Annotated in this window: 15 protein-coding genes; 5 read left to right on the forward strand and 10 right to left on the reverse strand. The window is 71.8% G+C overall.

Annotated elements, in window-relative coordinates:
* Nucleotides 1-3: 3 nt before the first annotated feature.
* Both NUT86_RS03765 and NUT86_RS03770 read right to left on the reverse strand, forming a co-directional pair.
* Nucleotides 4-1104, reverse strand: coding sequence for a sugar ABC transporter permease (locus NUT86_RS03765; RefSeq protein ID WP_274733389.1), 1101 nt, complete (start codon nucleotides 1102-1104; stop codon nucleotides 4-6).
* Nucleotides 1097-2218, reverse strand: coding sequence for an MFS transporter (locus NUT86_RS03770; RefSeq protein WP_446750818.1), 1122 nt, complete (start codon nucleotides 2216-2218; stop codon nucleotides 1097-1099). The genes NUT86_RS03765 and NUT86_RS03770 overlap by 8 nt, the downstream gene beginning before the upstream one ends.
* 559 nt (nucleotides 2219-2777) lie before the next feature.
* Here NUT86_RS03770 and NUT86_RS03775 point away from each other — a divergent pair.
* The 3 genes from NUT86_RS03775 to NUT86_RS03785 all read left to right on the forward strand — a co-directional run bounded on the left by NUT86_RS03775 (nucleotide 2778) and on the right by NUT86_RS03785 (nucleotide 6442).
* Nucleotides 2778-4619 (forward strand): peroxidase family protein, encoded by a 1842-nt coding sequence (locus NUT86_RS03775; protein WP_274733390.1) that lies wholly within the window; start codon nucleotides 2778-2780, stop codon nucleotides 4617-4619.
* 124 nt (nucleotides 4620-4743) lie between these two features.
* On the forward strand, nucleotides 4744-5064 hold the full coding sequence (locus tag NUT86_RS03780) for a GYD domain-containing protein (RefSeq protein ID WP_093638021.1): 321 nt from the start codon (nucleotides 4744-4746) through the stop codon (nucleotides 5062-5064).
* Nucleotides 5065-5182: 118 nt separating this feature from the next.
* Nucleotides 5183-6442, forward strand: coding sequence for a PP2C family protein-serine/threonine phosphatase (locus NUT86_RS03785; RefSeq protein WP_159491261.1), 1260 nt, complete (start codon nucleotides 5183-5185; stop codon nucleotides 6440-6442).
* 25 nt (nucleotides 6443-6467) lie between these two features.
* On the opposite strand, the gene NUT86_RS03790 is transcribed toward NUT86_RS03785, so the two are convergent.
* The gene (locus NUT86_RS03790) at nucleotides 6468-7217 is read right to left on the reverse strand and encodes a hypothetical protein (protein WP_274733393.1); all 750 of its coding nucleotides are present in this window, start codon (nucleotides 7215-7217) and stop codon (nucleotides 6468-6470) included.
* Between the two features lie 435 nt (nucleotides 7218-7652).
* Here NUT86_RS03790 and NUT86_RS03795 point away from each other — a divergent pair, with 435 nt between their 5' ends.
* Nucleotides 7653-8072 carry a hypothetical protein gene (locus tag NUT86_RS03795; RefSeq protein ID WP_274733394.1) on the forward strand — a complete coding sequence of 140 codons (420 nt, stop codon included), beginning with the start codon at nucleotides 7653-7655 and terminating at the stop codon, nucleotides 8070-8072.
* Nucleotides 8073-8223: 151 nt separating this feature from the next.
* Here NUT86_RS03795 and NUT86_RS03800 read toward each other — a convergent pair whose 3' ends face one another.
* Nucleotides 8224-8655, reverse strand: a complete 432-nt coding sequence (locus NUT86_RS03800) for an SRPBCC family protein (RefSeq protein WP_093638030.1) — start codon at nucleotides 8653-8655, stop codon at nucleotides 8224-8226.
* A gap of 568 nt (nucleotides 8656-9223) precedes the next feature.
* Here NUT86_RS03800 and NUT86_RS03805 point away from each other — a divergent pair.
* Nucleotides 9224-10081: a universal stress protein gene (locus NUT86_RS03805; protein ID WP_274733397.1), complete on the forward strand. Its 858-nt coding sequence runs from the start codon at nucleotides 9224-9226 to the stop codon at nucleotides 10079-10081.
* A 50-nt stretch (nucleotides 10082-10131) separates the two neighbouring features.
* Here NUT86_RS03805 and NUT86_RS03810 read toward each other — a convergent pair whose 3' ends face one another.
* The 6 genes from NUT86_RS03810 to NUT86_RS03835 all read right to left on the reverse strand — a co-directional run bounded on the left by NUT86_RS03810 (nucleotide 10132) and on the right by NUT86_RS03835 (nucleotide 15528).
* Nucleotides 10132-10755, reverse strand: coding sequence for a CBS domain-containing protein (locus NUT86_RS03810; RefSeq protein ID WP_093638036.1), 624 nt, complete (start codon nucleotides 10753-10755; stop codon nucleotides 10132-10134).
* Nucleotides 10756-10831: 76 nt separating this feature from the next.
* The gene (locus tag NUT86_RS03815) at nucleotides 10832-11728 is read right to left on the reverse strand and encodes a universal stress protein (RefSeq protein ID WP_274733400.1); all 897 of its coding nucleotides are present in this window, start codon (nucleotides 11726-11728) and stop codon (nucleotides 10832-10834) included.
* 94 nt (nucleotides 11729-11822) lie between these two features.
* Nucleotides 11823-12530, reverse strand: coding sequence for a response regulator (locus NUT86_RS03820; protein ID WP_109887208.1), 708 nt, complete (start codon nucleotides 12528-12530; stop codon nucleotides 11823-11825).
* 116 nt (nucleotides 12531-12646) lie between these two features.
* Nucleotides 12647-13327 (reverse strand): CBS domain-containing protein, encoded by a 681-nt coding sequence (locus NUT86_RS03825; RefSeq protein ID WP_274733403.1) that lies wholly within the window; start codon nucleotides 13325-13327, stop codon nucleotides 12647-12649.
* Between the two features lie 82 nt (nucleotides 13328-13409).
* Nucleotides 13410-14093, reverse strand: coding sequence for a CBS domain-containing protein (locus NUT86_RS03830; RefSeq protein ID WP_148590962.1), 684 nt, complete (start codon nucleotides 14091-14093; stop codon nucleotides 13410-13412).
* 148 nt (nucleotides 14094-14241) lie between these two features.
* A complete protein-coding gene (locus NUT86_RS03835; protein ID WP_266439739.1) occupies nucleotides 14242-15528 on the reverse strand; it encodes an ATP-binding protein in 1287 nt (428 codons plus the stop codon).
* Nucleotides 15529-15540: the final 12 nt, after the last annotated feature.

Here is a 15540-nt window from a genome sequence, read left to right on the forward strand (position 1 = left end):
CGGTCACGTCGTGAACGGATCCGTCCGGCCGGTGAGGACCGCCAGTCCCACCGCGAGGAAGAAGTCACCCCAGATCAGCTCGTGGCACGGGGCGAGGGCGCGGGCGGCGTCATAGCACCCGTCCGTCAGTGCGCCCCGGGCCGACAGATGGCCGGTGCACAGACGATGCAGGATCTGCCGGGCCCGCGCGGTCAGCCGTTCGGCTTCGGTCCCGCGGTCCGTCGCCCGGGCCAGGGCGGCCAGCTTCAGCAGGGCCACCGCCTCGATGGCGGCCGCGGAGGTGTCGACCGGGCCGGACGGCTGCCCCTCCTGGGCAGGCGGGACGAGCGGGGAGGCCGGGGCGAGCCGGGGCGCGGTGAGCCGACCGGCCGCCTCCCACAGTCCCGTGGCCGCACGGGAGTCGAGCCCGTCCGTGAGGAAGTGGAGTCCGTCCGCGAGGCCGAGCAGCAGCCAGGGCGTGGTGCGGCTCCATCCCGGTGCGGGTTCGGCGCAGGGTGTCCAGCCGTCCTCGGGTCCGGCCTGCCAGGCCGGGCGCGGTGGGTGCTCGGTGCGGTTCAGTGTCAGATGCCGGGTCAGATGGCCGTGCGCCGCGCGCTGCCCCTCCCCCGCCAGGCCCGCCAGCAGCGGCACCAGCCCCGGCACCGCGTCCACCCGTGCGAGCATCCGGGGGCCGCCGAACGCCGCGCCCCAGGGCACCAGTTCGCGTTCCGGGTCGTACGCCGCCAGACAGGAGCGGGCCGCTTTCTCCCGCAGCCCGGCCGCCTCACCGTCGCGCCCCGGCCCGGCTGCGAGCGCGGTGCCGTACCAGAAGATCAGCCCGCGGGTGGCGGTGTCCTGGTCGGTCCAGTGGGCCAGTCTCCGGGTGCACTCGGCCGCGGCGGCCCGGTCCTGGGGAGCGTCCGACGCCAGGGCGCGCAGCCAGAGCAGTCCGGCCCAGAAGCCGCCCGTCCAGGACCCTCTGGAGGTGGACTTCCAGGCACCGCTCTCCGGATCGGCGTACAGCGGGAAGCGCGGCCCCACTTCGGCCGCGGTCTGTCCGGTCCGCTCCAGCAGCGCCGTCCACGCACGGTCGGCCCATGCCTCGTGGTGGGTCGTCTCAGGCATCGGGCCCTCCGGAGCGACGCAGCATCAGGGGAACGGCAACCGCCGACGCCGCAGCGAACTCCGCCGCCACCAGCAGCCAGCCCGGCCCGTATCCGGTCGCGGAGACCAGCGCACCGAACAGCGGCGGCCCCACCGCGAACCCCGCGAAGAATCCCGCCGACACCAGGGCCGAGTCCTTCCCGGCCCGGCCTGGCGCCGCTTTCCGCAGCACCAGCACCATGGTGACGGCATTCGCCGACACGGCGAACGAGCCGACCGCGACGGCGGCCGGCCACACCAGCGGCTGCGCCCGGAGCGCGACGGCGAGCAGCAGCGCGGCGCCCACCGCACCGGCCGCCAGCAGCGCCGGCAGCGCCTCGGCCCAGCCCGGCCGCCCCGCCGCCCGTGACCAGCCGACGCGTCCTCCGATGCCGGCCACTCCCAGGACGGCCACCAGTGCCGCCGCCGTGGTCGGCGTCATCCCGAGGCGTTGCGAGCCGAACAGCGCCAGGTAGGTGTTGACCGAGGCGATGCCACAGCCGAGCAGCAGCGAGAAGACGGCCAGCCGCCGTGTCTCCCGGGGGGACGATGAGGCCCCAGGCGGGCCCGCGGTGGCCGACGGCCGGTCGGCGGGCAGGACGCGGGCCGCCCAGAGCGCGGCCAGTGCCGCCGTGGCGGCCGCCGCCCAGACCGCGCCGCGCCAGCCCACCCCCGCCGCCAGCAGCGACAGCGGCAGTCCCGCCACGAACGCCCCGCACTGCACCCCCGACTGCTTCAGCCCGGTGACGGCGGCCCGCCGTTCGGCCGGAAAGGCAGCGAGGATCACCTTGTTGGTGGCGGGGTTGGCGAGCGCCTGCGGTACGCCGCCGAGTGCGACGGCCAGCAGCAGCACGGCCGTTCCCGGGACGGCGCCGATGAGCGCCAGCGAAGCGGCGGTGAGCAGCAGCAGCGCGATCAGGCAACGCCGGGGACCCACCCGGTCCACCAGTCGGCCCGCCATCGGCGACAGCACGGCCGCCGCCCCGAAGCCGGCCGTGGTGGTCAGGCCCAGCACCGTGCGCGATATCCCCAATTCCCCGACCAGCCGCGGCCCGAGGGCCCCGATCACGAACAGCTGGAGCATGGAGAACGCCATCGCCGTCGTGAGCAGCACGGTCAGCGACCGGCCGCCCGGTGGGCGTACGGTGCCACCGTCCGGCCCGGCGGCCTCCGGTTCCTTGCCACGTTTCACCAGCACGCGCCCCTCCCGACAGCTCCGGCCCTCACGGGCCCCGGTCCAGTCAGTCGTACGGGCCCGACGCCTGGTTCCCGGAAGCGGGCGGATGACGGTAGTCGAAGTTACGCGCACCACCTGCCCCCAACGGCCCGCAGGCGGCGGGCATGCCTCGTCGGGAGCTCCGGAGAACTCGGCGCGCCGATCAGTGGCACGTTCGATATCTTCGTATAAGGAGGGATTTGCCCGCTCCCCTGCATGCGGGGAGGGCCTGCGCAACCGACGACCACCACTCCAGCCATGACGCCTGTGCGGCGACTGCCCTGGCACATGGGCACACGGGTACAGGGGCCCGGGCCGACGGCCGACGCCGCGTCCCCACCGGCCGCACCGTATGCGATATGCGGCATGCCGATCTTCCGATATGCCGATATGCCGCATGCCGCATATCGGAAGCCCGGAGCCGGAAGGAAGGTCCACGATGAGCACAGCCCCCCGAGGCTCCGGACGCCGGTCCGACCCCCGACAGGCCGGTGACGCCCCGTCGCCGTTCCTCGCCCTCTACAACAGGCTGATGCTGGCGGTGGACCACAGAATCGGCTGGCAGAACCTTCCGAAGCCGCTCGGCCTGCTGCCCCTGCTGGGCCTGCGCAACATCCTGCGCCGGCAGAACCTCTTCGACACCAGCGGCTACCCGTCCCAGGATCTGCCGGACACCGGGCCTCCCGAGGCGCGGCACCGCACCGAACGGACGGCGGACGGTACGTACAACGACCTGGACGACCCCCGCATGGGCATGGCCCGGTCGCGCTTCGGCCGCAATGTCCCGCCCACTGCGGCCTTTCCCGAGCCGGAGCCGGAGATACTGTCCCCCAGCCCCCGGGAGATCAGCCGCGCACTGCTCACGAGACACACCTTTATCCCCGCCGAGTCGGTCAACGCCCTGGTCGCCGCATGGCTGCAATTCATGATCCGCGACTGGGTCAGCCATGGTCAGGGCAGTATGGACCGCCCCTGGCAGATCGAACTGGCCGACGACGACCCGTGGCCGGCCTCGCCGATGCCGGTGGCCCGTACCCTCCCCGACCCGACCCGGCCGGCGAACGGCGACGGTCTGCCGCCGACCCACCTCAACGAGAACTCCCACTGGTGGGACGCGTCCCAGCTCTACGGCAACGACCCGGCCGCGCAGCAGGCACTGCGCTCGGGCACGGACGGCAAACTGCGGGTGCCCCACAACGGTTCGCTGTTCCCGGACGAGCCGGAGCGGGACCCGGCGCACACCCCTGGCTTCTGGCTGGGCCTCGCCATGATGCATCTGCTGTTCCTCCAGGAGCACAACGCCATTTGCGACCGGCTGCGCCATGAGTACCCGGGCTGGTCGGACGAGCAGCTCTTCCAACGCGCGCGCCTGATCAACGCGGCGCTGATCGCGAAGATCCACACGGTCGAGTGGACCCCCGCGGTGATCAGCCATCCGACGACGATCGCCGCGCTCCGCGCCAACTGGTTCGGCATCCTGGGCGAGCGGGTGCACAAGCTGCTCGGCCGGATCAGCGGCAGCGAGGTGCTCAGCGGCATCGTGGGCGGCCGGACCGACCACTTCGGCGTCCCCTACGCACTCACCGAGGAATTCGTCGCCGTCTACCGCATGCACCCCCTGATCCCGGACGACTGGAGCTTCCGCTCGGCCGCCGACAACTCGCTGCTCCAGGAGGCCACTTTCCGCGAACTGTCGGGTCCGTACGCGTACGACATCCTGCGGAAGCATGCGCTGCCGGACCTGTTCTACTCCTTCGGCACCTCGCATCCGGGACTGGTCACGCTGCACAACTACCCGAAATTCCTCCAGGAGTTCCAGCGTCCGGATGACCAGCTCATGGACCTGGCGGCCGTCGACATCCTGCGGATCCGGGAACTCGGCGTACCGCGGTACAACGAGTTCCGGCGCCTGCTGCACCTCAAACCCGCCGAGGACTTCGCCTCCCTCACGGACGATCCGTCCTGGGCCGAGGAGCTCCGCCGGATGTACGACGACGACATCGAGCGCGTCGATCTCATGGTGGGCATGTATGCCGAGCCGCGGCCGAAGGGCTTCGCCTTCAGCGACACCGCCTTCCGCATCTTCATCCTCATGGCCTCCCGCCGCCTCAACAGCGACCGGTTCCTCACCAGGGACTACACACCCCAGGTGTACACACAGACCGGGCTGGACTGGATCGAGAACAACAGCATGACCACTGTGCTGCTGCGCCACTTCCCGGAGCTGCGGTCGTCCCTGCGGTCCGTGGACAACGCCTTCGCCCCGTGGAAGGCGTCGTGACCGCGGCGGGGTCATCCGTCCGGCCGCCCACCGGTGGCCGCTCCGCATCCGGCGGGTGAGGGTGGCCGTGTGACCGCCGTAACCGCGGTCCGCTGCCGCATGGGCCGAAACATGGGAGAGCCGGATGCCGAAGTACCTGGTCCAGGCCAGCTATACCGCCGAGGGAATGAAGGGGCTGCTCGCCGAGGGCGGCACCGGGCGCAAGGCGGCCGTCGAGCAGGTGGTCAGCTCGTGCGGCGGCAGGCTCGAAACGATGTACTTCGCTTACGGGGACGACGACTTGTACTGCGTCGTCGACTTCCCCGACCAGTTGTCGATGGCCGCCATCGCCATGACCGTCCGCGCCAGTGGAGCCCTGCGCTCCAAGACGATTCCGCTGCTGACCGTCGAGGAGATCGACGAGGCCGCCAAGAAGTCGGTCGGCTTCCGCCCGCCGGGCGCCTGACCCGCCGCGGCCCGGGACGGCCCCGCGGCGCGGCAGGCCACACCGGTGGCGGACCCGGGCCACTCGGCTAAGGCGCGGGCGGGCACGAGGACGGTCCGCATCACCGGGCTGCGGGAGGATGGGCAGGGAGCGTGTGAGGAGACCGGAGCTCGATCATGCGGCGCTGTTCGCCGCGACACCGAGCGCGTGCCTGGTCCTCGATCCGGAGCTGGTCATCGTGGACGTCAACCAGGCGTATCTGGAGGCGACCGGGCGGACCCGCGACGATCTGCTCGGGCAGTACGTCTTCGACGCCTTCCCCGACAACCCCGCGGACCCGGACGCCGAAGGGGTGCAGAACCTGCACCCCTCGCTGCTCCGCGTGCTGTCCACCGGGGAGCCGGACACGATGGCGGTGCAGCGGTACGACATCCCCGTGACGGAGCAGCCGGGGCTGTTCGAGGAACGCTGGTGGTCCACGATCAACACCCCCGTCCCCGGGCCGGACGGCAGGGTGGCGTGGATCATCCACCGGGTCGAAGACGTGACGGCGTTTGTCCACTCCCGCCGGACCCGTCCGGCGCCCGGCGGGAAGCTGAGCGAACGCGAGGAGGCGATGGAGGCCGAGCTGTACGTCCGGGCACGGGCGCTGCAGCACCTCAACGAGGAGCTGCGCCGGGCCCACGCCCGCGAACGCCAGGTCGCCGTCACCCTGCAGGAAGCCATGCTCCACTCCCCCGACCTCGCCGGACACCGTGACATCGCGGTGCGCTACCTCCCCGCCATCGGCTCACTGAACGTCTGCGGCGACTGGTACGACATCGTCGACCTGCCGGAGGACGGATTCGCCCTCTCCGTCGGCGACGTCGTCGGCCACGGACTGGAAGCCGCCGCCGTCATGGGGATGCTCCGCAGCGCCCTCAGCGCCGCCGCCCGCTCGGTCGAAGGGCCCGCCCAGGCGCTGAAAGTGCTCGGCCTGTACGCCCGCTCCGTCGACAAGGCGCTGGCCACCACCGCCGTCCAAGCGCTGATCGACACCGGCGGCCGCCAGGTCACCTACAGCAGCGCCGGCCACCCCCCGCCCGTCCTGCTGCACGCCGACGGCACCCACGAACTCCTGGACCGGGCCACCGACCCGCCCCTGGGCGCCCACCCCGAACAGGTGCCGCGCCCCCAGGCCCACCTCCCGTACGTGCCGGGCGACACCCTCGTCCTCTACACCGACGGGCTCATCGAACGCCGCGACGAGGACATCGACACCGGCCTGGCCCGCCTCACCGACGCCCTCGCCCCCTACAGCAGACTCAGCCCCGAACGCCTCGCCGACGCCCTGCTTGCCCGCCTGGGAGTCAGCGCCGGCGCCCGCGACGACATCGCCCTGGTCATCGTCCGCCTGTAGTTGCGGCGGGGGCAGGGAGGAACGGTCAGTCACTGCCGCAGGGCAACGGGTCAGTGAAGTAGCGCTCGCCGGCCATGAAAGAGCCCACCGTGCCCTCGTCATTCATGAAGAAGGTGATGACCCTCCCGTGGAACTTCGCCGACCTGGGAGCGAATACGAGCTCCTCGGGTCCGCCGTCTTGACGCGACGTCACTTCGTCACCGTACGTGGCCAGCACGTCCTCCCGCGTGCTCCCCACCCGCACCCCGGAAGCAGTGGCGAGCGAATCCGGCGTCGACGACAGGACAGAGATCGCCACCAGCCGGTCGTCGTTGGAAAAGCGCAGCGAGAGGTTCTGCGGCCCTCCCTCGACGGCCAGGTCACGGCACTCCGGCCCACCCGGTCCGTCGGGAATGCGGGCTCCGATCGCACGCTCGGCCGCTTGACGGCTCATGCCCATGCGCAGCGGGCCCATCCCGTTGACCGTGATGGGCTGGGCACTCAAATCGACCGGGTCGCGCTTGGTAACCTCGGCACGGCCCCCCGCCATGAATCGACAGCCATCACCAACAGAGGTGACAGGGCCGCTGGTTGACGGTGTATCAGCATCGGATCCGGCAATCACCGCCGCCCGGTCGATCGCTCGCCCCTCAGCCGTGCGGGTGGGACAGGTGGCGGCGGACGCTGCGGCGGCAGTGGGGAACACACCTACCGCAAGCCCCACAGCGAGCATGGGCGCGCAGGCAAGCGTGAGAACTTTGCGACGTGCACTCCGCGTCATGGTCAGTGGCTCCATGCGTACAGGCGTCGGCACTTGGCTACCTTCAGAACATCACAGCTTCCCGGGCCACGCATCTCCGTGCCGCTCCTAGGTGCGCTACACACTGAACAGGGCAGTTAAAGCAGGCCAGTTGAAGCTCCGCAGCGCTGGGCACTGCGTGCCCTTCCGCGGTCTCGTCCTGCAGGTGCATCCGGCGGACATGGAGCGCACGATGGGAGGGGAAGATCCAGATCCTCGTATTGCCCGGGATTACCAATGACGGAGCATCCGGGACACACAAAGAGCCATTGCGTACAACGGAAGGGCAGCGCGTTCCGCACCGGACGCGGTGCTCGAACGACGGCCGGCCGCGTGGTGCCGCGCTTGCGGTTGGCGATGGCCGCGGTCCTTGTCGGTATCGGCGCCATTTTGGGCGTTGCCCCGCCGGCCGGGGGCAGTTCCGGGGCGTCGATGGTGACAGTGGCCGCCGGGGCGGCGGCCCCGGACGCCCAGGACCGTACGGCGGCAATCGCTCAGCCACGGAGCCTGCCGCGGACACCGGACACAGCCGGCCACCACGCGGTCGTACCGAACCAGGCGGCGCCGGACCCCGCTGATGTGGTCGAAGCGTATTTCCAGGCCATCAACAACGGTGAATATGTGGCTGCTTGGGCGCTCGGCGGGAAGCACATCACGGGGCAGCCGTACGACTACTTCGTGCGGACCTTCAGCGACACCGCACGAGATGACGTCACGGTGCGCTCCGTGGTCGGCAACAACGTTGCGGTGGAACTGGACGCCACACAGACCGATGGCACCCATCGCTACTTCGCCGGAACCTACACGGTTCGGGACGGAGTGATCGTCGCCGCCCGCATCCATCGCGAATGACCACGAAGGGCCGAGCGGGCTGCCGCGGCGTCGCCTCGACCCCGCCCCCGGTCCAAGCCTCGTGATGCCGGTCAAGCCACCCCGAGGCCCGCCCCCGTACGGCGGAAGGCCGTCATCGGGGCGGGCCACGGGGTGAGCGCGGCGGCGTGGCTCAGCGTTCCTGTTCCACCAGGCGCTTCAGTTGCTGCAGGTCGCTTCGGAGGCCGCGTTCGATGGCGGATGCCTGGGCGAATCCCTGCGGTCCGCCGAAGGCCTCCTTGATGGTTCCCGGGTCGTATTCGAACCGGGCCTGGACCCGGGTGTGCTCCTCGTCGATGGGCAGCAGCGAGAAGGTGCCCGCCAGGTCGGGGCCGCTGGTGGTCTGCCACCTCATGACGTTTTCCATGCTGCGGTCGGTGATCTCCACTACGCACTCCTGTGGCTGACCGCCCGCGTCAATATCCAGATGGGTCCGGTGTTCGCCCTCCGACCGGGCCTCGCGCACACCGTCCAGGAACCGTGGATAGGCCTCCGCGCGGTGGAGGCAGGCCCATGCGGTATCGAGGGGAACGCCCACGTCAATGTGTTCTTCGAGAGTGCTCATCAGGCACCTCACAGCTCGGTTCACGGCTACACGGTCATGTCTCCAGGGTGCTCCGCGCGGGGGCCGGAAGCGAGCCCGCCGGCCCCGCCCGGGGCGGCGGCCACCGAGCGGGTTCCCTCCGATGCGGTGCTGTGGCGGCGGCGCCGGGCCGGCGCGCAGGATCGGCCTGAAGGCCCAGGTCAGCCGCCGTCCCCGCAGTGGACCGGGTCAGAGGCCGGGACGTGCCGGGCGGGGAGGCGGACCGGCCGGCGGGCGACGACCGCGAGCGCCACGATGACGCCGTGACGCTGCGTCAGGAGGCCGGTGCGACACGGCGTCCGCGGGCCGGTGCGTGGGACGTTCCGCCGGGGTGAACCGGTGGAAGGCCGTCGTGTGCCCGGGGGCGCGCTGCCGCGGACAGTGGCCCTCACACCACCGGCACCGCGGTTCCCTCGCGCCGTCCGGGCCTGACCGGCCGGGCGATGGGGGCCGAGTGGCTCATGCCGGGGCGGCGCCGCTCCGGCCAGGCTGGAGAGGAAGGGGCGAGGCACCGGCGCCCGTGAGGGCACCGTGTGCGCGGAGGTGCGTCATGGGCGGCCCGGTGGTCGTAGGACTGGACGACACGGGGAACAGCGTGCCTGCCGTGCTCTGGGGCGCCGAGGAGGCCGCGGCCCGGGGCCTCCCGCTCCACCTGCTGTATTCCTGGGGCGCCCCGTCGGCGCACAGGGCCCCGGCTGCTCCGGAGGCGGCCGGACCGGAGCGCCATGCGGCCGAGATGCTCCGTACCGCCGCGGATCTGGCACAGACCGGGCACCCGGGGGTTCCGGTGACCACCGAGCAGGTCGGGGAGCGGCCCGCGGACGCCTTGGCGGAGCGGAGCGCACAGGCCTCGATGGTGGTTCTGGGGTCGCGCGGGCACGGTGCGATCGCCGGTTTCCTGCTCGGCTCGGTCAGTCTGCAGGTGCTGGGCCGGGCGGAGTGCCCGGTCATCACGGTGCGCGAGGACGCGGCCTTTCCGCGGCGGGAGATCGTGGTGGGCGTGCAGTATGCGGGGCCGGAGGACGAGGCCTTGCTGGAATTCGCCTTCACTGCCGCCGACGCCCATCACGCGCGCGTACGTGCCGTACGGGCGTGGGACTCCGCGGCACCCGTGGGGCCGGTGCGTGCCGCCCCGGCCCGCCCGCCGGACGGGACAGGGGCCGGCGTCGCGGAGCAGCAGGCGCTCGCCGAGACGCTGGGGCCCTGGCGGGCGAAGTTCCCCGCGGTCGAGGTGATCCCGCACGTCAGGAGCGGCCGAGCCGCACCCGTCCTGTTGGCGGCCTGCTCCCATGCGGGGCTGCTGGTCGTCGGGCGTCGCCTGCAGCGGTCACCGATGCTGCTCGGCCCCGTCGTTCACGCCGCCCTGCACCATGCCAACTGCCCCGTCTCGGTCGTACCGCAGCAATGAGTCCGGGCGCTGCGTCCCTCTCCCGGACGCGGGGCGACGGCCCGTTCGCGCTACTCCGGCGTCTCCTGCCGGGGCGTGACGGTGTCGTCCCGCAGGGAGCTGAGCCGGTCGATCACCTCGACCACTCCGTCGACGCTTTCGCACAGCCGCACGGCGATCGGGACCAGACTCTTGCGCTCCAAGGTGCCGGTGAGGGTCACATGGCCGTCGGAGACCTCGACCGTGACCGCGGACGGTGACACCCCGAGCGTGCGCGTCAGTACTTCCTCCAGCACCTCCTCCTGGATGGCCCGGTCCCGGCGCAGGAACAGCTGCACGAGGTCACTGCGGCTGATCACGCCGATGAGCCGTCCGGAGTCGTCGACCACCGGCAGCCGCTTGACCTTCTTCTTCTCCATCGTCCTGGCCGCTTCGACGACACTCCACTCGGGCCGGGCCACCACCGCGGGGCTCGTCATGATCGCTTCGGCGGTGGTCGCCCCGAGCTTCGCGATCTGCCGGCGCAGCAGATCGGCTTCGGACACCACCCCCACCGGCTGGTCGTCCTCGTCGAGCACGGGTACGGCGGTGATGTCGTACTCGTCGAGCAGCCGCGCGATCTCCTTGAACGGAGTGCCCCGTTGGACGACGACGGCCTCGGGCGTCATCAGGTCTGCCACGGTCCGGTGCCTCATCTCTGGCCAGTCCCTCCGGGTGTGCCGGGCCGGATCTCATCGGCCCCATGGGCGGGCGGTGCACTGCCGCAGGCTCTCAGTCGTGGGGAACCACAGCGACCGGGCAAGTCACATGGTGGATGGCGGCGTGTGCGACCGGGCCGACGCGGGGCGCCAGCAGGGGACGGTGCCGCCGGCGGCCGACCACCAGGAGTTCGGCTCCGAAGACCGTCTGTACGAGGGCCCGGGTCGGGCTCTCCGGCAGCACGGTCTCCTGTACCAGCACACCGGGGAAACGCTCGCACCACGGGCGCAGGGCGTCCCGCAGCTCGATGTCCGCCTCTTTGGTGAGTTCCGTCGCGGCATCGGGGTCGATGCCCCACGGGGTGTACGCCTGCACGGGCAGCGGGCGCCCGTGGACGGCCTGCAGCGGAAGGCCACGGCTCGCCGCCGCGTCGAAGGCGAACTCGATCATCCGGTCGCAGGGGCCGCTGAGTCCGACGCCGACGACGACCCGCGGGTCGGGGGCGGGCGGCGTGCCGTCCGCGGAGGCGTGGCGCGGTGTTCTCGCCCGCTCGGCCGCCCGGACCAGGACGACCGGTCCCTCGGCCCGGCCCACGACATTCAGGCTCACATCGCCCAGCACATAACTTTCCCAGGTCCCGAGTGCCCGCGACCCGAGCACGACCATCAGCGATTCACCGGCCGCACGCAGCAGCGCCGGTTCCGCCTCCGACCCCACCAGGTCCTCGATGATCTGCAGATGCGGGTGGCGTTCCCGTACCGCGTCCTGGGCCCGGCGCACGAGTTGCCGGGCGGCGGCGTTCTGGTCACGGTCGGGGGGCGTGTCCGGCGCCTCGGCGGCCAGCAGTATCCATGCGTGGAGCAGCCGCAGTACCGACTGGCGCCGGTCCGCCTCGTCAGCGGCCCACTGCGCGGCCGCCAGGCTCTCCGGCGAACCGTCGAGCCCCACGGTGATGATGTCCGGCTCCATGACCGCCCTCCTTTCGGGGTCGGAGAAACGGGCCGTAGCGGCCCGTCACCCGGGCTCCGGTCCCCTGCGGGGGTGAAGCACCGTTGCTCCCGCCTCAGTTCCCGTGCGGGCCCGCGCCCGCACCGGGAGCCGAGGCGGCCTGGGTGGCAAGGACGGCCGCCTGGATGCGCCGCTCCACACCGAGTTTGGCCAGCAGGCGGGAGATGTGGTTCTTGATGGTCTTCTCGGAGAGATAGAGCCGCTTACCGATCTGACGGTTCGTCAATCCGGCGCCGATCAGGCCGAGGATCTCCCTCTCCCGCGGGGACAGACCGGAGAGCGCCGCCGCCTCGGGCGGAGCGCCGGAGTCGCCGCCCCGCAGACTGCTCATCAGCCGTGCCGTCGTCGCGGGATCGAGCATCGAGCTGCCGGAGGCGACCGTGCGCACCGCGGCGACGAGATCGGCCCCCTTGATCTCCTTGAGTACATAACCGGCCGCACCGGCCATGATCGCGTCGAGCAGCGCCTCGTCGTCGTCGAACGAGGTGAGCATCAGACAGGCCAGATCCGGCAGGTGCGAGCGCAGCTCCCGGCACACGGTGACCCCGTCGCCGTCCGGCAGCCGCACGTCCAGCACCGCGACATCCGGCCGGAGCGCCGGACCGCGGGCGAGCGCATGGGCGGCGGTCCCGGCGTCGCCGACCACCTCGATATCGGGCTCGGCATCGAGCAGATCCGCCACACCGCGCCGGACCACCTCGTGGTCGTCGAGCAGGAACACCCGGATCGGCCGGTGCGGTGAGAAAGCCTCCGCGTCGCTCATGACGCCCCTCCGGCTGGTACGACGTCCGTCTCACTGTCCCCATCGTGACCCCTCTCGCAGGGGCCTGCCAGGCCGAACGGTCCCGGGGCGGCCGTGCGGTGACCGAAAGCCCCTGGTCAGCCGGGGTCCACCCGGCGCTCCTGCCCGGCGGGCACCGGGCCGGTGACGTCGAACCTCACGTCCACGACGCCCTCGACCGCCTGCACCAGGCGGGCGGTGACGGGGAGCAGCGACGGGTCGCGGACCGTGCCGCTGAGGGTGACCACTCCGTCGGTGACGCCGACCGCCAGATCCCCGGGCGCCGCGGCGAACAGCGGGCCGATGATCTCCGTCCGTATCTCCGCCGCCAGGTCCTCGTCGGCGCGCAGGAAGACCTTGAGCAGGTCGGCACGGCTGACGATGCCTTGCAGCAGCCCCGTGCCGTCGACCACGGGCAGCCGCTTCACCGACTTGAACGCCATGGTCCGCGCCGCCTGGGCCAGGGTGTCACCGGCGTGCACCGTCAGGGCGGGCGCGCTCATCAGCTCCCCCGCCGTCAGCGCGCCGGCCTTGCGCACATCGTCCAGCCGCGTCAGCTGCTCCAGACGGCTCGGCTGCGCTTCCCGGAACTCTTCCTTGGGCAGCAGATCCGCCTCGGAGACCACACCGATCACCCGCCCCTCGCCCGCCAGCACGGGCAGCGCGCTGACCTGCCACCGCTCCATGGTCTCGACGATCTCCTTGAAGGGCGCCTCCTGGCCGATCGCCACCACGGTCCGGGTCATCACATCGCCGACGGTGTACGGGCTGTGTTCCATGACGCCTCCTCGGTACGGGCCCTGGACCGCGCCCCGCCCCGCCGCCGGTGGGTGCCGTGAACGGCCTCGGCGAACGGTCCCGTCAGCCGTGCGGACCCGCCATCGGCGTACGGGTCCGTGCGGCAGCCGGGGTGGTGACGTCGAATTCCACGTCCACGACCCCCTCGACCGCGCGCACCAGGCGGGCGGCCACCGGGATGAGCGAGGTGTCCCGGACCTGCCCGCTGAGCGTGACGACCCCGTCGACGACCGTGACCCGCAGGTCCCTGACCGGCGTCGCGAACAGCTCACCGATGACGTAGCGGACTTCCTCCGCGAGGTCGTCGTCCGAGCGCAGGAACACCTTCAGCAGGTCGGCGCGGCTGACGATGCCCTGGAGCACCCCGTGCGCGTCCACCACCGGCAGCCGTTTGACGGACCCGCGTGCCATCGTCCGGGCCGCTTGGGAGAGCGTGGCATCGGCCGGCGCGGTCAGGGCGGGAGCGGTCATCAGTTCCCCCGCGGTCAGCGCTCCCGCCCGGCGCACATCGTCGAGCCGCCGCAGCTGCTCCAGACGGTCGGGGTCCGACTCCCGGAACTCTTCCTTGGGCAGCAGATCGGCCTCGGAGACCACGCCGACCACCCGGCCCTCGCCCGCCAGCACCGGCAGCGCGCTGACCTGCCACCGCTCCATGGTCTCGACGATCTCCTTGAACCGCGCCTCCCGGTCGACCGCGGCCACGGTCTGCGTCATCACATCGCTGACAAGGTGCGGAGTGTTCTGCATGACGCCTCCTCGGTACCCGGACGCACGTCGCCCGACCCGTGACACCTCCAGCCTGGAATGCGCCGGACGTGCCGGACAGGGGCCGTCCGGTCCCTTCCACCGCCGGTCGACCGAACGCCCCGCACGGGCCTCACCCCTCACTCGGGCCTCACACCCGCCCGGCAGCCCGGAGGTCGCGGTCGAAGGCGCGGATGTCCTCTTCGGTGAGCGTGGTGCGGGTGCGGGCGATGGCCTGCAGATAGTCGTCGGTCAGCTGGGTGGGGTCCCCGGCCCGCCCCGGGCCCGCCGCCAGATGCCGCTCGAAGGCACTCTGGGCGGCGGTGCGCGCCGCGTACTCAATGTCCGCGGGGGTGAAGCGGCCGCTGGCCCCGACCAGCGCGTCAAGATCGATACCGGCCACCCGGTCCGGGCCGATGTAACGGATCCAGATGGCCCGTCGGGCCTCGGCGTCCGGCGGGCCCACCGGGATCAGATAGTCGAACCGTCCCGGCCGCAGGAAGGCCGGGTCCAGGGAACGCACCGCATTGGTCGCACAGATCAGCAGCCGGCGCTCACCGCGCCGGAACTGCGGGATGAGCTTGAGGAGTTCATTGGTCACCCGGTGGGCAAGTGACGTCGGATCCTGCCGCTCGGAGGCGATCTCCTCCGCCTCGTCGAAGAACAGCACCACCTCGTCCAGATGCTCGACGCGCGCGAACAGCCGCCGCAGCGCGGCCGCCACCCCGTGCGCGTCCTCGGCGAGCTGGTAGGGGAACACCTCGACGAACGACCAGCGCAGCCGGGATGCCACCGCCCGCGCGAACGTGGTCTTCCCAGTGCCCGGCGGTCCGAAGAGCACCACGGCGCGCGGCGGCACCAGCTGGTAGCGCTCGGCGACCGCGGGATTCTCCAGCGGCAGCACCAGCCGCCGTTCGATCAGGGCCTTCTCCCCGGTCATCCCCGCAATGCCGTCCCACAGCCCGGCTTCCGGCACCACGCCGCCCAGCTGATCGAGCAGGGTGGCCTCCGCGGAATCCGCGCTCAGCAGCTTCTCGAAATAGCTCAGATCCGGCCGTCCGGTGTAGCCGGAATTCTTGAAGGCCTGCTCACCGACCTCCCCCTCCGGCAGCAGCGCCCCGATACGGCGCACACCCGCCTCCGCCAGGCGCTCCTCCAGCGCTGCCAGCAACGCCGACCCGATGCCGTGGCGGCGCCACTGACGGGCGATGGCCAGCCGCAGCACCCAGGCCCGCTCCTGCGCCACCGACGACACCGCCGCCCCGACGACCCGGTCCCCCACCACGGCCACCACGGCCGGCATCCTGCCCCGCAGGGCGCTCACGACTTCCGCGAGGCTCACCGCCGGTTCCCGCACGGTGTCCCGGGACTCCTCCCAGATGCGCACCACCTGGTCCAGATCGTCCTCGCCGAGATTCCGGACCCGCCACGGAGACATCGCCGCCACCTC

Source organism: Streptomyces sp. G7(2002) (assembly GCF_028870195.1).
GTDB lineage: Bacteria > Actinomycetota > Actinomycetes > Streptomycetales > Streptomycetaceae > Streptomyces > Streptomyces nigrescens.

Coding starts and splice junctions, on each gene's coding strand:
- NUT86_RS03775 (WP_274733390.1), top strand. CDS start 2,778: ATGAGCACAGCCCCCCGAGGCTCCGGACGCCGGTCCGACCCCCGACAG.
- NUT86_RS03790 (WP_274733393.1), bottom strand. CDS start 7,217: ATGGAGCCACTGACCATGACGCGGAGTGCACGTCGCAAAGTTCTCACG.
- NUT86_RS03820 (WP_109887208.1), bottom strand. CDS start 12,530: ATGAGCGACGCGGAGGCTTTCTCACCGCACCGGCCGATCCGGGTGTTC.
- NUT86_RS03810 (WP_093638036.1), bottom strand. CDS start 10,755: ATGAGGCACCGGACCGTGGCAGACCTGATGACGCCCGAGGCCGTCGTC.
- NUT86_RS03795 (WP_274733394.1), top strand. CDS start 7,653: ATGGTGACAGTGGCCGCCGGGGCGGCGGCCCCGGACGCCCAGGACCGT.
- NUT86_RS03770 (WP_446750818.1), bottom strand. CDS start 2,218: ATGGCGTTCTCCATGCTCCAGCTGTTCGTGATCGGGGCCCTCGGGCCG.
- NUT86_RS03785 (WP_159491261.1), top strand. CDS start 5,183: ATGGGCAGGGAGCGTGTGAGGAGACCGGAGCTCGATCATGCGGCGCTG.
- NUT86_RS03830 (WP_148590962.1), bottom strand. CDS start 14,093: ATGCAGAACACTCCGCACCTTGTCAGCGATGTGATGACGCAGACCGTG.
- NUT86_RS03805 (WP_274733397.1), top strand. CDS start 9,224: ATGGGCGGCCCGGTGGTCGTAGGACTGGACGACACGGGGAACAGCGTG.
- NUT86_RS03800 (WP_093638030.1), bottom strand. CDS start 8,655: ATGAGCACTCTCGAAGAACACATTGACGTGGGCGTTCCCCTCGATACC.
- NUT86_RS03825 (WP_274733403.1), bottom strand. CDS start 13,327: ATGGAACACAGCCCGTACACCGTCGGCGATGTGATGACCCGGACCGTG.
- NUT86_RS03765 (WP_274733389.1), bottom strand. CDS start 1,104: ATGCCTGAGACGACCCACCACGAGGCATGGGCCGACCGTGCGTGGACG.
- NUT86_RS03780 (WP_093638021.1), top strand. CDS start 4,744: ATGCCGAAGTACCTGGTCCAGGCCAGCTATACCGCCGAGGGAATGAAG.
- NUT86_RS03835 (WP_266439739.1), bottom strand. CDS start 15,528: ATGTCTCCGTGGCGGGTCCGGAATCTCGGCGAGGACGATCTGGACCAG.
- NUT86_RS03815 (WP_274733400.1), bottom strand. CDS start 11,728: ATGGAGCCGGACATCATCACCGTGGGGCTCGACGGTTCGCCGGAGAGC.